This is a genomic window from Providencia sp. JUb39 (genome assembly GCF_012272845.1).
In the GTDB taxonomy this organism is placed as follows: Bacteria; Pseudomonadota; Gammaproteobacteria; order Enterobacterales; family Enterobacteriaceae; genus Providencia; species Providencia lanzhouensis.
Map to the genome: position 1 here is coordinate 2082473 of NZ_JAAWXD020000001.1, position 17903 is coordinate 2100375.

Genomic DNA, 17903 nt, shown 5'->3' on the forward strand with positions numbered 1-17903 from the left:
CAGCCAACCACTCTGATTGCTCTTTATAAATAGAATCTTACTTTAAGCTTATTCTGTTATCTCAACGGATTAAATTCCAATATGATTAAAAACTATCAACAAAACTAATTTATCCAGCTAATGGAGTATCAATATGTTTGTCACTCGCAAATTCACCAAAGGAATTTTATTTGTATCGGCGTTAGCGTCATGGCAAGCATTTGCTGAATCAGCGCCGCTTTTGCACCCTCTTAAACTCAATCAAGCCACGATTTTTTTACGCGGTGCCGAGTTAACGAATAGCGCCACTGTTAATTTATCGCAAGGCGAAAGTAAACTGGTTTTTACCAATGTTGCTGACCACCTTGATCAAAAAAGCCTTTCTATTAGCTTAGATAATGAAGATGTTTTGATTCGCTCAATTGACGTGCAAACCATCGCAGTGGAACCTGTCTACACAGGTGTAGTGGCAAATTTAAAAACGCAAATAGACGCGATAACTAAGCAAATTTCAGAACTTAATATCAAAATAAAAGTGGGTGATGACCAACTTGCTTTACTGAAAGACCAGCGCTTTTTTGGTGAAACGACGACATTATCCCTTGAGCAGTCCGCATCCAAATTGGAATTTATTCGCAAGCAAATGTCTGCGATATTGAGTGAAAACTTAGCGTATCAGCAGCAGATTGATGAATTGACAGAGAAACAAGCATTATTGCAGGCAAAATTTGAAGGCATTCTTCCCGATAATATTGGTGAACAGACGCAAATTGTGTTGACGGTTGATGCTCCCAAAAATTTGAGTACTAACATGCAAATATCGTATGTCACTCCCGATGCCGGTTGGTCTCCAAGTTATGATATTCGCGCTAAAGATATTGATAAACCAGTCAGTATTACCTATAAAGCTGATGTTATTCAAAATACTGGCATGGACTGGGACAAAGTTAAACTCACCCTTTCCTCTGCCAATCCAACACGCAATATCACCCCGCCATTTTTAACGCCATGGCTATTGTCAGTTTACGATCAATATAATCAAAGCTATATGAGTGGAAAAATGTCTGCGACGATGGATATGGAGGTGGCTGCACCTGCGCCAGTAGCGGAATTCTCAGCCGTAAAAAAACGCAGCCCTGGTATGGCAAACTATGTGTCGACCAACACCAATGGCGTGAATCTCAGTTACAACATCGACTTGCCTTTTAGCTTAGCCTCTACCCCTAAAGCAAAATCCATTACCATTAAGCAAGCGGATGTTGATGCTAAATATCGTTATACATCAACACCAAAAATGGCTGAAGAAGTCTATTTACAAGCACAAATTGATGATTGGGATACACTGAACTTACTGAATGGCCCGGCAAATATTTACTTTATGAACAGCTATGTGGGTGATTTTTATGTGAATTCAGGGCAATTGACTGATACTCTCGATATTCCATTCGGGGTGGATGATAACATTCAAATTTCTCGTGTGAATAATGCAGGTATGCGTAAAAAACCGACCTTTATGGGCTCCTCGGTTGAGCAAAAAGAAAGCTTCTTAATTAAAGTACGTAATACGCGGAAAAATGACATTAAACTGTCTGTTTATGACCAACTCCCGACGAGCCGAGATGCCGATATTAAAGTGCTCAACCCTGAATTTAAAGGCGGAAAATTGGATGAAACAGAGAATAAAATTGAATGGGATTTAACGCTTAAACCTCAAGAGACCATCGAGTTACCGCTAAGTTATACGCTGAAATACCCTAAAAATAAGCAGATTAATGGATTATAACTCACTAAATAAGTTAATTATTTTACTGGTGTAAAAGAACTAAATAAGAGGCTTGGAAGCCCCTTAATAATAAGGTTAGAATGATTCAAAACAAACAACGATAACAACCTGAGGTACCTAATGATTATTCTAGTAACCGGCGCAACATCAGGATTTGGTGAAGCTATTGCTCGCAAATTTATTCAGCATAACTTTACTGTGATTGGGACTGGACGCAGAACTGAAAGATTAAATGCATTACATCAAGAATTGGGTGATAAATTTTATCCATTAACTCTGGATGTACAAGACCGAAAAGCCATTCAACACGCTGTAGCTAATTTGCCCTCCCACTTAAAAAATATCGACCTTTTAGTGAATAATGCGGGGCTTGCTTTAGGTTTAGAGCCTGCATTTAATGCTAATCCAGATGACTGGGAAACCATGATCAACACAAACACCAAAGGCTTAGTCAATATGACTTATGAAGTGCTACAAGGTATGGTGGAAAAAAATCACGGACACATTATCAATATTGGCTCTACCGCGGCATCTTGGCCATATAAAGGTGGCAACGTTTACGGTGCAACCAAGGCATTTGTAAAACAATTTTCCTTAGGATTACGTGCAGATTTAGTGGGCAAAAAAATCCGTGTGACCGATATTGAGCCAGGGTTAGTCGGTGGAACTGAGTTTTCAAATGTGCGTTTTAAAGGTGATGATGAAAAAGTCACGAACACCTATAAAGGCGCGGATGCCCTTACTGCTGAAGATATTGCGGAAACCGTTTTCTGGGTCGCAACACTTCCGGCTCATATGAACGTTAATACACTGGAATTAATGCCGGTATGCCAAACATTTGCTGGTTTAACCGTACATAAACAATAATAAATTTTCGTACTATTCTATAAAGACGGCATTATTGTTTATTAGCTATACTCTGGTTATAGAGCGAGTATTGAAACGAAAGGAAATTACATGAGCACGTCACAAAAATTTATCAAAAATGGTCTGGCTGCAATCTGCTTCTGCCTCCCTTTGATGTGGGTTAATGCGGCGCAAGCAGCTAATACATCATGCGCTGCAGGTAGCACTTGTGTTTCTGTCGGTAATGGTAGCAATGACCCGTTGAATAAAGAACAAGCGCGACAAGATAAAGAACAGTGGGATGAGACTAAAATGCTACGTTCTAAAGTTAACCGTCGCACCGAAAAAGAGTTTGATAAGATTGATGCCGCATTTGATGCTAAAGATAAATGTGAGAAAAGTTTGAATCTTAATGCTTATTGGGAGCCAAATACTCAACGTTGTCTTGATGTTAACTCAGGTCGTCCAATTATCAATCCATAGCTGAAAATAGATTATATCGATAAAACAAAGGGCGCTATTTGCGCCCTTTTGCTTAGATAATAAATTAAAATCTCTATAAAGATTAAAATGCAGGAACCGAAACAAACTCTTGCAGTTTTTCACCATCTAAATAATGTCCTAACTCTTTTTCTTCAGGACGTAATAAATAAGGAATTTCACCCAATAATGGCGCATTAATATGTTGCTGCATACGCTGGATAATTTGAGCGTAATGCGCCAAGCCTGGGTTGATTCTATTGGCTAACCAACCGACTAACGGTAAACCATCCGCTCGAATAGCTTCAGCTGTTAATAATGCATGATTGACACACCCATGCTGAATGCCGACGACTAAGATCACGCCAACAGATTGTTTTTTCAACCAATCAGCATAAAAAGTATTATCATCAAGAAGATAACGCCACCCGCCATTACCTTCGATAACAACTATGTCACTTTGCTCGTGAAGATGATCTAAACCTTTATTGATTTTATTAAAATCAATGCTGTTTTCATGGCTGTAATTATCACCAAGTCGGACAGGGTTAACTTCATCATACGAGACTAGATCTTGCGAAACACGATGAATAAGAAGTGCATCCTTATTGCGCTTCCCTTCAGGTGTATCGATACATTGATCTGCAATAGGTTTGTACCCTACTGCTTTAATACCTTGATTATTAAGTGCTTGTAATATTGCTAGTGTCGATACCGTCTTCCCGACATCTGTATCTGTCCCGGTAATAAATAGATTGTTCATGGTTGTTCTATCCTGAAGTGACAGACTAAAGTCAGCAAAATGCTATAAAAATGATATGAATTCAGTTTATGGGAATGGGGAAATGATAAGTTTGCGTTAGCTCAATTTTGTGTAAGATAATGAGAAGTTTATCAAATTGTATTAGCCTTGCAGTAATTGCAACAACAGTGAGCCATCATAAAGTGCATTTTGAATTAATGCCGTTTCACTTTCGTTAATTGAAATTGTTGATTTCTCAAACATTAATTTATTACTGTAAAGTGGATTCCCATATAATGAGATAAAATATTGTAGGCGAGCAAACCAATAATTTTGCTCATCAGTTAAAGGCGAATTAATTAAAATTAATTCGGTTCCAAATAAATTAATCATCATAGCTAATGGATAAGCGAGTCGTTTGGCTGTTATATCGAGTAATAAAATACATAATGGATCATTTTCTATTGCACCTCGACTAATTGTATCAATATCGACGCTCTCTTTATGCAAAATAGATTCAGGATAATCTGCAAGTAAATCCCTTGCTTGGTGAACAATGGCAGGAATGGATACCTTAGTTTCTAAGCAGCTCTTTCCTCCACAATAGCAAGATTGTGGTCTTTCTGAATCAGTTGGAGTATGTGCAAATAATATAGGCTGACGTGTTATTGAATCCAGCGAATAACCATGGTTCAGTACCGCGATATTAACCACTTCTTGAATCTGTAGATAAATAATATTTTTTTGTGCTCGAGATTCTGAATGCTTGAGGTGGTCACCGATAGCCAGAGCATTAACTGGCGGATGAAGATAGACGGGCAGCCCTGTTTTTTCGGTCAGCATTTCGCCGATAGCCAGTTGGTGAACATGGTAGTCAGGCAACCCATAAATAACCCCAGAATAAGAGTCTAATAGACCATCTAGTAAGATGCTGATCGCCGTGACTCTTTCTAAGTGAGATGCGTTTTCTTCGAAAAACAGACTAATCAGTTCCGATAACCGATCACTAAATTGTTGATTACCTTTTACATCAAAAGGATAGCATTGCTCCGTGAGGGTTTTAGCATTAATTTCTTTTAACGAAATAATAGCGTGTTGCTGTTCAATTCGAATGGCTAAAAATTGCCAACCTTCACTTTCAATGACTAACCCAACGGCTGGGCGCCCTCTTAACCCTAATACTGGAAATTCACGTTCTTGTATCAAGTGAGCATCCATCAATTCACGGGTAATTTTGGTGATACTCGCCGGAGCCAATTGAGACTGTTTTGATAACGCAATACGGGAAATAGGACCATGCTGTGCAATAATTCGGTACACAAGCCCTGTATTTAATTGCTTTATTTGGTCGGTATTCCCCGTTTGGTTTATCATCTTAACACTCAGAAATCGTTATAAATTATGATAGATTATGCCTGATATAAATGAAAACTCGGCTACATTTACATATAAAACGTGATGCAAATCTCGTTAATCATTTCAAATCTTACGCTTTATATGCTCACAATACTTATATACCCACAATATTGTGCAGCAGTAATTCAGTCAGTTTTTTAGCCGCAGCAAGTGGCGTTCGTCGAGTATTGTAGACCAACCAGACTTCTGAAGTGGCTTGAATATTCGCGAGTTTTAGATACCTAACGCCGTCAATTTTCATTCGTGTAAAGGATTCAGTGATGATGGAAATTCCCATTCCAGCAGATACCAAACCTAGAATGGTCATGGCTTCCCCCGCTTCTTGGGAAATCGTAGGAACCACTCCTTCGGAAGCTAATAATTGGTTAATCTCATCATACAGTGCCGTCCCTACTTCCCGCTCAAAGAAAACTAACGGATAAGCGGCTAGTTGCTTAATGTCGACACCACTTTCTTCAAAAGCCAGTAAAGGATGCCCTTCATAAACCGCAACCATAAAAGGCTCTCTAAACAATAATTGATAGTCCAATTGTTCAGGCAATATTGTATTGCGCATGATGCCAATGTCTATGCGCCCGGTCACTAAAGGCGGGATTTGCTGCTTCGTATTCATTTGATGCATATGAATAGAAACATCAGGATATGCTTCTCGGTATTGGCGTAGGCTCATGGTGACTTTGTGCATGAATGGCGTTGTTGAGGTAAAACCAATAGATAGTTCGCCAAGTTCCCCTTTTTCCATCCGAGCCGCTTTGGTTGCAGCGGCATCGACCTGCCCTAAAATTTGGTGTGCTTCTTTGAGAAACATGGCGCCAGCTGGGGTTAAGGCGACATTACGGTTATTGCGCTCTAATAATTTGGCATTCACCATTTCTTCAAGCGCCTGTATTTGTTGGCTTAGTGGCGGTTGAGACATGTGCAAGCGCTCAGCTGCACGTCCAAAATGTAGCTCTTCGGCAACAGCAATAAAATAACGTAGGTGGCGTAATTCTATGTTCATTAGATTGATATTTTAAATGTATCATTGTGTATTATTAATATATTAGACAAAAAAATAGAAAGTTTCTATTCTTTGATCGAAATCAAGTCCGTTTAGTCGTCAAGGAATTTACATGGAACAGCAGTCAAATAGCCTCTCAACGAGCCAATCTCTCCAAGGAAAACAAACCAAAACCTTGACCAATACAGAGCCGAAAAAACATTATATTCAACGGGACGATGCTCTGTACCTGCGTGTCACTCTGTCATTTTTTACTGTAGGTTTTGCAACATTTGCGTTGCTGTACTTTGTACAACCTATTTTGCCAATGCTGTCAGCGGATTTTAATATTTCCCCAGCGACGGCCAGTTTATCACTCTCTTTAAGTACAGGATTAATGGCATTGGGATTGCTGATCACTGGTCCTATTTCCGATGCAATTGGTCGTAAAAATGTGATGGTCATTTCCCTGACTTGTGCGGCACTTTTTACATTAATGAGCTCGATAATGGAGAGTTGGCAAGGGATTTTGATCGCTCGTGCATTAGTGGGATTATCACTTAGCGGTGTCGCAGCCGTCGCCATGACCTATTTGAGCGAAGAAATTCACCCGAGCTATGTTGCACTTTCGATGGGCTTATATATCAGTGGTAACTCAATTGGGGGAATGAGTGGGCGTTTAATGACTGGGGTTATAGCCGACTATTATTCATGGCGCGTTGCGGTGGTTATTTTAGGCTCATTGGCGTTGTTGGCCGCGATTGGATTCTGGCGCTTATTACCACCATCCCAACACTTTCGCGCGAGTTCTCTGAAACCTAGAAACCTTTGGGTTAACTTACACTTACATCTACGCGATACGGGATTACCTTGGTTATTTATTGAGGGCTTTATCTTGATGGGTGGTTTCGTCACCATGTATAACTACATTGGATACCGCTTACTTGAATCGCCTTATAATTTTAGTCAGTCTGTCGTAGGATTCTTATCTATTATTTATTTAACAGGAACTTATAGCGCGACTAAAACAGGAAGTTTGACCCAGAAGCATGGTTTTGGGCGAATTTTAATTGCTGCCATTGCGATGATGTTAATTGGCGTAATTTTGACGTTACACAGTAATATCTGGGTCATTTTATTAGGCATGACAGTATTGACCACCGGTTTTTTTGCTGGGCATTCCGTTGCAAGTAGCTGGGTGGGACGCCGCGCTAAACGGGCAAGAGGACAAGCATCTTCACTCTATTTATTTAGCTACTATGCGGGCTCCAGTATTGCCGGCACATTGGGCGGCTTTTTCTGGTCGGCATATGGTTGGAATGGTGTCGCATTATTTATTGCGGTTCTTCTACTGGTCGGTGTAGGTATCGCTTATAAGTTAAAAACAAAATGTTAGTGACTTATAAATTACCGAATAATCCAATAAGTTAACTGCTGCTAAAGGTTAGAATTCACATCCTCATCATAGTTAATAGAAAATATATAAATTAATCAATGATGAGGAGCTTCAATGAAAAAATTATTATTATTTCCTTTATTACTCTGCTATAGCTACTTTGCCCTGCCTCATGGCTATATCGAGTATCCCGCAAGTCGAGCCTACCTGTGTAAATTACAAACCAATAAAAACTGTGGCGCTATTCAGTACGAACCTCAATCTGTTGAAGGATTGAAAGGATTCCCTCAAAAAGGACCGGTTGATGGTAAAATTGCCAGTGCGGGTGTTGCGGCTTTTTCATCTATCGATGTTCAGAATCCTTTTCGCTGGGCGCGCATGTTAATAGAAACACCTGATTTTGATTTTTTCTGGCGATTAACGGCGATCCACAAAACGACGAAATGGGAATATTTTATTACACGAAAAGATTGGAACCCAAGTGAACCATTAACCCGATCCCAGTTTGAATTAACGCCATTCTGTAAATACGAAAAAGTAGAGACGCCGCCGAGTTTAGTGCAACACAATTGCAGGCTCCCCCAAAATTACCAAGGCTACCATATTGTTTTGGGGGTTTGGACCATTCATGATACGGGCAATGCATTTTATCAAGTGATTGATATAGAGATAGATTATAAGCAATAACAGCAAGAAAAATCCATGACGGGATAGTATAATACATTACTGCGCTATCCCTTAATTTCCTAATTAAGCTTGTTGATATACACAGTTGTTAATGTTAGTTTTGTTTATTAAACAAAAGAATGTTGTAACTAAATATAAGGTTGAATACATCAAATGTCCAAACAACAGTTAATTAGCTCATTCAATCTATTAGAGTCAAATATTAATCTGCTATGCCAATTGCTTCAGGCGCAAAAAGACGTCAATGCGGCCGTATTTAGTTTACCGGAAACCCTTAAAGGGGACGAAAACAATGAAGTCAATTCTATCTTTGTAGATAAACATACGGGAAACGATGCAATAGCCCAAACAATAGAGTTATTTAAGCTTTTGTTTATTCATAAAAAATCAGAATTGGTTAGCAATAAAACGGCAATGCGTTTACCAGGAGCCATTTGTTTAGCACCCTCTTACTCTGAATATAAACAATTTCAGCAGTTAATTTCCGATATCAACCAGTTAAAAATAGACATTAAGCAAATAGTGACCAATGTCGATGAGGCTCATCGGTTTGAATTTATAAGAGAAAGCTTGCATGGGCTACTTACGCTGAATACCTATCGAACATTCACCGCTGTTGTCGATCCTGATACTATTCGTTTTGGGTGGGCAAATAAGAAAGTGATCAACAAAGTGACTCAAGAAGAGATGCTCAACCGTTTACAAGCCAGTCTAGAAAGCGGAAGAACACCGGCTCATTTACAGCGCGAACATTGGCAGTTGCAGTTAGAAACTGAGATCCAGTTAATTCGCTCCCTTCCCCATGATTGCATTCTAAAAACACAGCGTCCGGTAAAAGTTCAACCGATCGCCCGAGTTTGGGACAAAGAAACTCAGAAACAGACGCAATATCCTTGTGCGACGCCGATATTGGTTTTTGCTGTCGATAAAACATTGAGTGACATAAAGTTGGGTGAGCTGGCGGATTATCATCAAGACAGTATCGCATTGCGTAATCGCCCAAAAGCAAAGCCTGTTGAATTACTGATACCACGCTTAAATCTGTATATAGAGCGATAAAAAAGCCCCTGCTCTATTTCTAGTTCAGGGGCTGAAAACCTTATCTTAGATAAAGATAATTACGACTTCATGCTACCAACCATATCTTCTGGACGAACCCACTCATCAAATTGCGCTTCAGTTAAGTAGTTCAATTTCAGAGCTGATTCTTTCAAAGTCAGGCCTTCTTTGTGCGCTTTTTTCGCAATTTCAGCTGCTTTGTCGTAGCCGATATGGGTATTTAGCGCAGTCACTAGCATCAGAGATTCGTGCAGTAATTTCTCGATACGCTCACGGTTTGGTTCGATACCTTCCGCGCAGTGTTCGTTGAAGCTACGCATACCATCAGCTAATAAGCGGATAGATTGTAAGAAATTATCGATAACCATTGGACGGAATACGTTCAATTCAAAGTTACCAGAAGCCCCACCAATGTTCACTGCAACATCGTTACCCATCACTTGAGCGCATAGCATAGTTAATGCTTCGCACTGAGTTGGGTTCACTTTACCTGGCATGATTGAGCTGCCTGGTTCGTTTTCAGGAATCGAGATTTCGCCGATACCACAACGAGGGCCTGATGCTAACCATCTAACATCGTTAGCAATCTTCATTAAAGAAGCCGCTAAGCCTTTTAATGCGCCATGTGCGTGAACTAATGCATCACATGTTGCTAATGCTTCAAATTTGTTCGGTGAAGTCACAAACGGTTGACCCGTTAATTCTGCAATTTTCTTCGCTACACGAACCGCATATTCAGGGTGAGTATTTAAACCTGTACCGACCGCAGTACCACCTAATGCAAGCTCGCAAACATGTGGCACTGCGTTTTCAATATGTTTTTCATTATGGGCTAACATAGCGGCCCAACCTGAAATTTCCTGACCCAATGTTAATGGTGTTGCATCTTGTAAATGCGTACGACCGATTTTAACAATGTCTTTGAATTCTTTTGCTTTCGCATCGAGGGTTTTATGCAGAACTTTCAGTTCTGGCAGCAAATGTTCACGCATCGCGACAACGGCCGCCACGTGCATTGCTGTTGGGAAGACGTCGTTAGAGCTTTGGCTCTTGTTAACATCGTCATTTGGGTGGATCAGACGGTCGTTACCGCGCTGTCCGCCGAGGATTTCGCTACCGCGGTTAGCAAGTACCTCATTCATGTTCATGTTACTTTGAGTACCAGAACCGGTTTGCCAGATAGCGAGAGGGAATTCTGTTGGATGCTTGCCAGCAAGGACTTCGTCTGCCGCAGCGATAATCGCATCACCGCGATCTTTTGGCAGTAAACCTAAATCCATGTTCACGCTTGCGGCCGCTTTTTTAGTGACAGCTAATGCGTGGATCAGAGCAACAGGCATTTTCTCTACAGAGATACGGAAATGTTCTAAAGAACGCTGCGTTTGCGCGCCCCACAAGTGGTCAGCAGGTACTTCAATTGGTCCCATTGAGTCTTTTTCAATGCGAGTGGCTGCCATTACTAGCTCCTTAGGTACATATTCAGAATAATTAATTTTAGAATCATCTGCTTGCAGGTAAGCAAATAACCGAGCAGTATAATGCCACAAATTGAATTTCAATTATGAGACTTGGTCGAGCTTATTGTGCTGTAGTAAAAAGGAAATTAGTTGATTTTTGCAAAAAGAGAGTTTTGATATGCTAAAAATGATAAACCAAATCCAACACTATGATTGGGGAAGTAAAACTGCCCTCAATGAGCTGTATGGCTATCCTAATCCGGATAATTTACCTATGGCTGAACTTTGGATGGGCGCTCACCCCAAAGCCAGTTCTGAGGTCATATCCCCCTTAACACATCAGAAAATCTCGTTAAATACCTTCATTAAAGAAAATCCAGAGAAAATACTGAGCAAACATATCGTCGAGCGCTTTGGTCGATTGCCTTATTTATTTAAAGTATTGTGTGCTGCTCAGCCTCTCTCTGTTCAAGTTCATCCAAATAAGCATGATGCAGAGATAGGATTTGCTAAAGAAAATGTGCAAGGAATCCCTTTAGATTCTCCTATACGTAATTATAAAGATGATAATCATAAACCAGAGCTGATTTATGCATTAACGCCTTTTAAAGCAATGAATGCATTTCGTCCTATAGATGAAATTGTCGAATTATTTAGCTTTATTGCAGCCGCTCACCCTGAAATTCAACTTTTCGTTCAAACACCAAGTGAAGAACGACTTAAAAAATTATTTGCACAGATTCTTAATCTGACAGGCGAACAAAAAGATCTTGCTATAGGGGTATTAAAAGCTGCATTAAATAGCAAACAAGGTGAGCCTTGGAATTCAATTAAACAAATGGTGAACTTATATCCAGAAGATAATGGTTTATTTACACCTTTAATGCTAAATATCGTTGAATTACAACCAGGTGACGCCATGTTCTTAGCCGCTAGAACCCCTCACGCCTATTTAGAAGGTGTCGGGTTAGAAGTGATGGCTAATTCAGATAACGTTTTGCGGGCTGGATTGACCAGTAAACATATCGATGTTAAAGAACTGGTTGATAATATTGATTTTAAATCAATTAAAGCTGAAGATTTGTTCAACATTCCCGAAAAATCTGGAAATGTCTGGAAATATAAGATCCCAGTAGAAGATTTTTCATTTAATATATATTCTATTGACTGCTCTGGGTTATCCATAACTAACCATGTTGCTTCAATTTTGTTTTGTATTGAAGGTAAGTTAGTATTGCGATCAGGTAATCAAGAAATAAACATGAATTCTGGTGAATCTGTTTTCTTACCTGCTTATGAGGATAACATTTCTATTAAAGGAAATGGTCAATTAGCCCGAGTATTTAATTTTTAGGTCGTATTCTGTATTTAGCCGTTGGTACACACAGCCAAACGGGTAATAAAACTTATATTATTTTTACATAAGTACGTTTTGTACGTACTGAAAGGATGGATGTTGATAATGAAAAAGTCATTAGTTGCGGTAGGTGTTATCGTTGCTCTGGGCGCAGTATGGACTGGCGCATCATGGTACACAGGTTCAAAAGTTGAAGCTGAACTGAATAAAGTGATTACGAATTCCAATGCGTTTATCACCGCTAACAATCCAAGTGCTGATGTTGTCTTCAAATTAGAGAACTACAAACGTGGTGTTTTCTCTTCTCAAGCTGACATCGTCATTACTTCAACCACTTCTGCTGACGAAAACATCGTCTTTAAAGCGGATATCTCGCACGGTCCACTGCCATTATCTCAAGTGGCTAAATTCAACCTGATGCCAAAATTGGGCGCAGTGAATGTTGAATTAGCGAACACTAAAGCGACTAAAGAGCTGTTTGAAGCGACTAAAGGCAAGCCATTCATGCATGGTTCTGCGGTTATCGGCTACAGCAAAAATGTGGATTCTAGCATTGAGCTGATCCCACTTGAGTACACTAAAGATGATGGTAAGTTCTCTTTCAGTGGCGCTAAATTTGATATCGCAACCGGTTCTGACTTAAGCACCGTTGATGCATCTTTAGTGACTGATAGCTTAGTCATTAGCAGCACCAAGGAAGAAGGCTCTATCACCATGAAAGGCCTGAAGCTGGTTTCTAACGTCACGAAATCTCAGCACGGCTTCTATACTGGTACTCAATCTTTCGTGATCGCAGATACCGATGTTAGCATCCCTGAAACTAAGTTCTCGTTCAAAAACTTAGACGTTTCAAGTGATACGTCTATCAACGGTGATGATGTTAAAGGTAACATTTCTTACAAAATCAGCGATGTAAAAGCGTTAGAGCAAAACTTAGGCTCTGGTGAACTGACTGTTGCTATCGAAAAATTAGATGCGAAAGCATTAGGCAAGTTTGTTGAGCAATACAACCAAGCACTGGCTGATGGCTTAGCAACAGGCAACCCTGGTGAAGTTAGCGAAAAAATCGCAATGCAGATGATGACCACGACTCTGCCAGAGCTGATGAAAAGCAAGCCTGTATTCACAATGAGCCCGTTCTACTGGAAAAACGACGCTGGCCAAAGTTCTATCGACCTGAGCATCACATTCAACAAGTGGAATCAAGACGAAATCACTGCGTTAGCAATGCAAAACAAAGTGGATGAAGCGTTCAAACAACTGATCACTTCTTTCGACTTCAGCATGAAACTGAACAAGCCAATGATCATTGAGTCAATGACTCAAGCGATGATCTTAGATGGTGGCGTAGCAGTATCAGCAGAAGACAAGAAAGCGGTTCAAGAACAAGTTTCTGAAGAGTTCGCAGGCGTTCAACAAATGCTGACTGCGGATATGTTCTCTAACCCGTTCGAAGAAATGTTCATGACAGATGAACAACGTGCAGAAAAAGCGAAAGAGAAAAAACACCCTTGGATGATCGACAGCGAAAACGATTTAACCATGACTGTTAAATTCTCTGGTAACGATCTGACCTTCAACGACGACAAATATACCTTAGCTGAATTCTTAACTAAGATGAAAATGATGCCGGGCGCAGAAGATGAAATGGGTTACGAAGAAGAAGCTCAACCAGCTGATGGAGCAGAAGTTGCAGAACCTGCAATTGAAGCAGAACAACCAGCAGAAGCGCCAGCTGCACAGTAATTGATTCTTAAGATAATTTTTCCTTAAGATAAATCAAGTAAACGCCAGTCACACAGACTGGCGTTTTTCTTTTTACCCCCCTCTTTTTCATTGATTTTTACTCAATTACAGACAAAATGGAGGCAATATATCTATAAGGATCATTTATTGTGATAAACAAACAACTCCCACTCACGGATTTACATCGTCACCTTGACGGTAATATTCGCCCAGAAACCATTCTTTCTCTTGCACAACAACATCATATTCAGCTTCCCGCCGATGAAATTGAAGCATTACGCCCTCACGTTCAAATTATGGGACAAGAAGCCGATTTAGTGGGCTTTTTGACTAAACTGGATTGGGGGGTTGCTGTCCTCGCAGATTTAGATGCTTGTAAGCGCGTCGCATTTGAAAACGTGGAAGATGCATTCAACGCAGGCATCGACTATGCAGAGTTGCGTTTCTCCCCTTACTATATGGCCATGAAGCACCAGCTTCCTGTTGAAGGTGTTGTGGGCGCAGTTATTGATGGTATTGCCGCTGGTTGTCGCCAATATGATATTCAAGTGAACCTGATTGGTATTTTAAGCCGTACATTTGGGCAACAAGCTTGTACCATAGAATTAGACGGTCTTCTTACTCATCGAGATAAACTATGTGCTCTCGATTTAGCTGGCGATGAGCTAGGATTCCCTGGCTCCCTATTTGAAGAACATTTTACCAAGGCGCGTAATACTGGGCTCAATATCACTGTTCATGCGGGTGAGGCCGCAGGCGCAGCTAGTATTTGGCATGCGATCAAGCATTTAGGTGCTCAGCGTATTGGCCATGGCGTAAAAGCCATTGAAGATCCTGAACTGATTGAATTTTTAGCAAAAAATAACATTGGTATTGAAAGCTGTTTAACTTCAAACATTCAAACCAGCACCGTCCCTTCACTGGCTCATCACCCATTGAAAACGTTTTTATCCCACGGTGTATTAGCATCCATTAATACCGATGACCCTGCTGTTCAAGGTATCGAGCTACCTTATGAATATAATATTGCTGCACCGCAAGCGGGCCTAACACAGACTGAAATTGAGCAAGCACAACGTAATGGTTTAACCATGGCATTTCTTTCTGACAGCGAAAAAGCCGCGTTAACACGTAAAGCAGCCAGCCGATAATCCCCGTTATAACTACCAACAGGGCAGATCCCCTTTCTGCCCTATTTGACCCTTCGATATTTCAAGTAATCTCTGCTGCTAATCTATTTTATAGTATCAAACCCTCTAGTATGTTGTAACTAAATTAACTCATTGATAAAGGCAGCCATCGCTGCCTTATCGTGTTAATTAATGTTTTTCTAATCGTTTGGCATATTTCTGAGCTATCACTGCACACACCATTAATTGAATTTGATGGAAAATCATTAATGGCAGCAAAATAATCCCCACTGTTGCCGCTGGGAATAAAACGTTCGCCATCGGCACGCCGTTCGCTAAACTCTTTTTCGAGCCACAGAACAAAATGGTAATTTCATCTTCCTTGCTAAATCCAAGAAGGCGCGCTGACATCACGTTAATCACCATCACCACCACTAACACGACGCAAGAAACTAATGTAATGATAAACAATGAATAAGCATCGATAGTTTGCCAGATGCCCTCCACTACCGCTTCACTGAACGCCACGTAAACTACCAGGAGAATCGATGAGCGGTCAGTGGTATTAACCAATCTTTTATGGCGATTAATCCAGTTAGCAATTAACGGGCGGCACAAATGCCCAACAATAAACGGCACCATTAATTGCAACATAATTGAGCCAATCGCGTTCAGAGTGTCCATGGCTTGGCTGCCGTCGGTATCCATTAGTACCCCCACCAAAACAGGTGAGAGGAAAACCCCTAAAATACTGGATGCTGAAGCGCTACAAATCGCAGCAGCAACGTTGCCCCCCGCTACCGAGGTAAATGCAATCGCTGACTGCACGGTTGCCGGCAATGCACATAAATAGAGAAAACCCATATATACCGTCGGTGACATCCAATGAGGCACCATGAAACGTAATGCAATACCAATAATGGGAAAGAGAATAAAAGTGCTAGCAAATACCAGTAAATGAAGCCGCCAGTGCCCCATCCCTGCAACGATAGATTCTCTGGATAACTTAGCACCATGCATAAAGAACAGTAGCGCGATTGCCGCTGTAGTTAAGTGCTGAAAAACGGTTTTGACTTCCCCTTCACAAGGAAAAATACTGGCGATAACAACTACGCCAATCATGATCAACAGAAAAGAGTCTATTTTAAGTTTTGCTAATAAATTCATTCGATTTTCCACAAATAAAAAGCCAGGTTTCACTCTGGCTTTATCTTCAACGTTGAACCTTAGAAAATATTTCGATGGTACGTTTTTCTTTCGCTGATTGGATACCGGCTTCAATCAGTTTCATAATCTCGATGGCTTCACTTGGCGTTACTGGATTTGGCTTACCGAGGCGGATAGCATCATAAATGGCTTCATAATAGCCGCCATAGTTGCCTTTTTCATTGTTCCACGGCTTCGTCACCATTTCATCACCTTGTGACAGGGTCACAACACCATGATTCGGATCTTCCCCCCAATGCTCTCCTTGCGGAATCGCGCCGCTTTTTAACGCATCTTCTTGAGTATCCAGACCATATTTCACGTAACTGCCCTTCATTCCGTGAATGGTATAGATTGGCATTGGCGCAGCGGCAAGCGTCGTTGAATGAAGAACCACTTTTTTATCTGCGTAATCCAGCATTGCATGGAAATAATCCACCGCTTCCGCGCCTGGTCGAATAATACCAAGATCCACCGTAATCGCTTTTGGTTTGCCAAAATATTGCAGGACTTGGTCAATAACATGCGGTCCTAAATCGTACCAAATACCTGCTCCCGGAATATTGGCTTCACGCCAGCGTTGTCTAACCACAGGACGAAAACGGTCAAAATGAGATTCATAATATTTAATCTCACCTAAACAACCATCTTGTAGGATTTTTTTCACGGTGCGATAACCAGAATCCCAGCGACGATTATGATATACCGACAACAATTTACCTGCTTTTTCAGCCCGTTGTTGTAAATCTTCGGCTTCTTTAACGTCGAGCGTAAATGGTTTATCAACCACCACATGCTTACCCGCCGCTAGCGCTTTACAGGCTAATGGGTAATGAGTGTCATTCGGGGTTGGGATCACCACCAGTTCAATTTCATCATCCGCGAACAGCTCTTCGGGTGTCCCCACCACCTTAACATTAGGATGGTCGGCATGAACTTTGCTCGCATCGCTACTGGAGATTGTGGTTAGTTCAAACTCCTCTAACATGGCTAAAAATGGGGCATGGAAAGTTTTGCTGGCATAACCGTACCCGACAATCCCAACTTTAATTGGTTTGGACATGTTGACCTCACATTAGTGGCATATTTTGCTATTTTAAAAAAGTACCATCAGAATGAATCAATTAGCAAATAAATCTATGATAGGATTATTGTTTATCTGTACTATTTAGTGATAACGGATCCCTTATTTATGACTTCTGTTTATAACGCAGACCGCATTACTGGCTGGCTATTAGTCCCTGCAAGCTATTTACTGCTGACATTATTTGCTGCTTGCAGCATGACCGTGATGTACTGCATTAAGTTTTATGAGATTGTGACCACCGTTGAAAGCTGGAGTAGTTTCATTACTCCTCAGTGGTATTTATCATTTGCTATTAGCCTCGCTATGTCACTGTTTAGCGTGCATATGGCACAATTGATGTTTAAACGTTCTCGCCACTTTCCCCGTCGTTTTACTATCTGGTTATTAGCATTAATGTTAATCGGGCTAAAAACCTTCGCTTTTTCCCCGATTGATGACCAGGCAGCCTTACAAATCCTCGCGTGGCCACTCTTAGGGGCTGCTTTTTTCGTCCCGTATATGAAAGTTTCTAAACGCGTGAAAATGACTTTCACACAAGATCGATAAGCATCAC

Annotated in this window: 16 protein-coding genes; 10 read left to right on the forward strand and 6 right to left on the reverse strand. The window is 40.7% G+C overall.

All coding sequences use genetic code 11. The annotated features are described in order from the left end of the window. Positions 1-133 precede the first annotated feature (133 nt). The 3 genes from HFU86_RS09530 (at position 134) to HFU86_RS09540 (ending at position 3091) form a co-directional block, all read left to right on the forward strand. A complete protein-coding gene (locus HFU86_RS09530) occupies positions 134-1762 on the forward strand; it encodes a DUF4139 domain-containing protein (protein WP_187129124.1) in 1629 nt (542 codons plus the stop codon). 120 nt (positions 1763-1882) lie between these two features. Continuing rightward, a complete protein-coding gene (gene ydfG, locus HFU86_RS09535) occupies positions 1883-2629 on the forward strand; it encodes a bifunctional NADP-dependent 3-hydroxy acid dehydrogenase/3-hydroxypropionate dehydrogenase YdfG (RefSeq protein WP_187129125.1) in 747 nt (248 codons plus the stop codon). Positions 2630-2719: 90 nt separating this feature from the next. After that, a complete protein-coding gene (locus HFU86_RS09540) occupies positions 2720-3091 on the forward strand; it encodes a DUF1283 family protein (RefSeq protein WP_006659792.1) in 372 nt (123 codons plus the stop codon). A gap of 82 nt (positions 3092-3173) precedes the next feature. On the opposite strand, the gene bioD is transcribed toward HFU86_RS09540, so the two are convergent. The 3 genes from bioD to HFU86_RS09555 form a co-directional block, all read right to left on the reverse strand. Beyond that, positions 3174-3851: a dethiobiotin synthase gene (gene bioD / locus HFU86_RS09545; protein WP_036947919.1), complete on the reverse strand. Its 678-nt coding sequence runs from the start codon at positions 3849-3851 to the stop codon at positions 3174-3176. Between the two features lie 141 nt (positions 3852-3992). After that, the gene (locus HFU86_RS09550; RefSeq protein ID WP_187129126.1) at positions 3993-5204 is read right to left on the reverse strand and encodes an ROK family protein; all 1212 of its coding nucleotides are present in this window, start codon (positions 5202-5204) and stop codon (positions 3993-3995) included. 136 nt (positions 5205-5340) lie between these two features. Continuing rightward, positions 5341-6246: a LysR family transcriptional regulator gene (locus HFU86_RS09555; protein ID WP_187129127.1), complete on the reverse strand. Its 906-nt coding sequence runs from the start codon at positions 6244-6246 to the stop codon at positions 5341-5343. A 112-nt stretch (positions 6247-6358) separates the two neighbouring features. Here HFU86_RS09555 and HFU86_RS09560 point away from each other — a divergent pair, with 112 nt between their 5' ends. The 3 genes from HFU86_RS09560 to tus all read left to right on the forward strand — a co-directional run bounded on the left by HFU86_RS09560 (position 6359) and on the right by tus (position 9367). Further along, on the forward strand, positions 6359-7621 hold the full coding sequence (locus HFU86_RS09560; RefSeq protein WP_187129128.1) for an MFS transporter: 1263 nt from the start codon (positions 6359-6361) through the stop codon (positions 7619-7621). Between the two features lie 114 nt (positions 7622-7735). Continuing rightward, entirely contained in the window at positions 7736-8308 is a 573-nt protein-coding gene (locus HFU86_RS09565) for a lytic polysaccharide monooxygenase (protein WP_132495982.1), read from the forward strand. Between the two features lie 153 nt (positions 8309-8461). Further along, on the forward strand, positions 8462-9367 hold the full coding sequence (tus, locus tag HFU86_RS09570; protein ID WP_187129129.1) for a DNA replication terminus site-binding protein: 906 nt from the start codon (positions 8462-8464) through the stop codon (positions 9365-9367). 59 nt (positions 9368-9426) lie between these two features. Here tus and fumC read toward each other — a convergent pair whose 3' ends face one another. Beyond that, entirely contained in the window at positions 9427-10824 is a 1398-nt protein-coding gene (fumC, locus tag HFU86_RS09575; RefSeq protein ID WP_036947899.1) for a class II fumarate hydratase, read from the reverse strand. Positions 10825-11002: 178 nt separating this feature from the next. On the opposite strand from fumC, the gene manA reads away from it, so the two are divergent. The 3 genes from manA to add all read left to right on the forward strand — a co-directional run bounded on the left by manA (position 11003) and on the right by add (position 15078). After that, on the forward strand, positions 11003-12178 hold the full coding sequence (manA, locus tag HFU86_RS09580) for a mannose-6-phosphate isomerase (protein ID WP_187129837.1): 1176 nt from the start codon (positions 11003-11005) through the stop codon (positions 12176-12178). A gap of 108 nt (positions 12179-12286) precedes the next feature. Then, entirely contained in the window at positions 12287-13927 is a 1641-nt protein-coding gene (locus HFU86_RS09585) for a YdgA family protein (RefSeq protein ID WP_036947894.1), read from the forward strand. A gap of 149 nt (positions 13928-14076) precedes the next feature. Continuing rightward, on the forward strand, positions 14077-15078 hold the full coding sequence (gene add, locus HFU86_RS09590) for an adenosine deaminase (protein WP_187129130.1): 1002 nt from the start codon (positions 14077-14079) through the stop codon (positions 15076-15078). A gap of 168 nt (positions 15079-15246) precedes the next feature. Here add and HFU86_RS09595 read toward each other — a convergent pair whose 3' ends face one another. Both HFU86_RS09595 and HFU86_RS09600 read right to left on the reverse strand, forming a co-directional pair. Next, a complete protein-coding gene (locus tag HFU86_RS09595; RefSeq protein WP_132495985.1) occupies positions 15247-16224 on the reverse strand; it encodes a bile acid:sodium symporter family protein in 978 nt (325 codons plus the stop codon). Positions 16225-16270: 46 nt separating this feature from the next. Next, the gene (locus HFU86_RS09600) at positions 16271-17326 is read right to left on the reverse strand and encodes an oxidoreductase (RefSeq protein WP_187129131.1); all 1056 of its coding nucleotides are present in this window, start codon (positions 17324-17326) and stop codon (positions 16271-16273) included. Positions 17327-17455: 129 nt separating this feature from the next. On the opposite strand from HFU86_RS09600, the gene HFU86_RS09605 reads away from it, so the two are divergent. Then, positions 17456-17896 (forward strand): DUF2569 domain-containing protein, encoded by a 441-nt coding sequence (locus HFU86_RS09605; protein ID WP_036952319.1) that lies wholly within the window; start codon positions 17456-17458, stop codon positions 17894-17896. The last annotated feature ends 7 nt before the right edge of the window (positions 17897-17903 follow it).

Excerpts from the sequence above, each read along its gene's own strand:
- HFU86_RS09595 (WP_132495985.1), bottom strand. The coding sequence starts at position 16,224 with ATGAATTTATTAGCAAAACTTAAAATAGACTCTTTTCTGTTGATCATG.
- HFU86_RS09530 (WP_187129124.1), top strand. The coding sequence starts at position 134 with ATGTTTGTCACTCGCAAATTCACCAAAGGAATTTTATTTGTATCGGCG.
- HFU86_RS09600 (WP_187129131.1), bottom strand. The coding sequence starts at position 17,326 with ATGTCCAAACCAATTAAAGTTGGGATTGTCGGGTACGGTTATGCCAGC.
- HFU86_RS09605 (WP_036952319.1), top strand. The coding sequence starts at position 17,456 with ATGACTTCTGTTTATAACGCAGACCGCATTACTGGCTGGCTATTAGTC.
- manA (WP_187129837.1), top strand. The coding sequence starts at position 11,003 with ATGCTAAAAATGATAAACCAAATCCAACACTATGATTGGGGAAGTAAA.
- HFU86_RS09565 (WP_132495982.1), top strand. The coding sequence starts at position 7,736 with ATGAAAAAATTATTATTATTTCCTTTATTACTCTGCTATAGCTACTTT.
- tus (WP_187129129.1), top strand. The coding sequence starts at position 8,462 with ATGTCCAAACAACAGTTAATTAGCTCATTCAATCTATTAGAGTCAAAT.
- bioD (WP_036947919.1), bottom strand. The coding sequence starts at position 3,851 with ATGAACAATCTATTTATTACCGGGACAGATACAGATGTCGGGAAGACG.
- HFU86_RS09585 (WP_036947894.1), top strand. The coding sequence starts at position 12,287 with ATGAAAAAGTCATTAGTTGCGGTAGGTGTTATCGTTGCTCTGGGCGCA.
- HFU86_RS09560 (WP_187129128.1), top strand. The coding sequence starts at position 6,359 with ATGGAACAGCAGTCAAATAGCCTCTCAACGAGCCAATCTCTCCAAGGA.
- HFU86_RS09550 (WP_187129126.1), bottom strand. The coding sequence starts at position 5,204 with ATGATAAACCAAACGGGGAATACCGACCAAATAAAGCAATTAAATACA.
- HFU86_RS09555 (WP_187129127.1), bottom strand. The coding sequence starts at position 6,246 with ATGAACATAGAATTACGCCACCTACGTTATTTTATTGCTGTTGCCGAA.
- ydfG (WP_187129125.1), top strand. The coding sequence starts at position 1,883 with ATGATTATTCTAGTAACCGGCGCAACATCAGGATTTGGTGAAGCTATT.
- HFU86_RS09540 (WP_006659792.1), top strand. The coding sequence starts at position 2,720 with ATGAGCACGTCACAAAAATTTATCAAAAATGGTCTGGCTGCAATCTGC.
- fumC (WP_036947899.1), bottom strand. The coding sequence starts at position 10,824 with ATGGCAGCCACTCGCATTGAAAAAGACTCAATGGGACCAATTGAAGTA.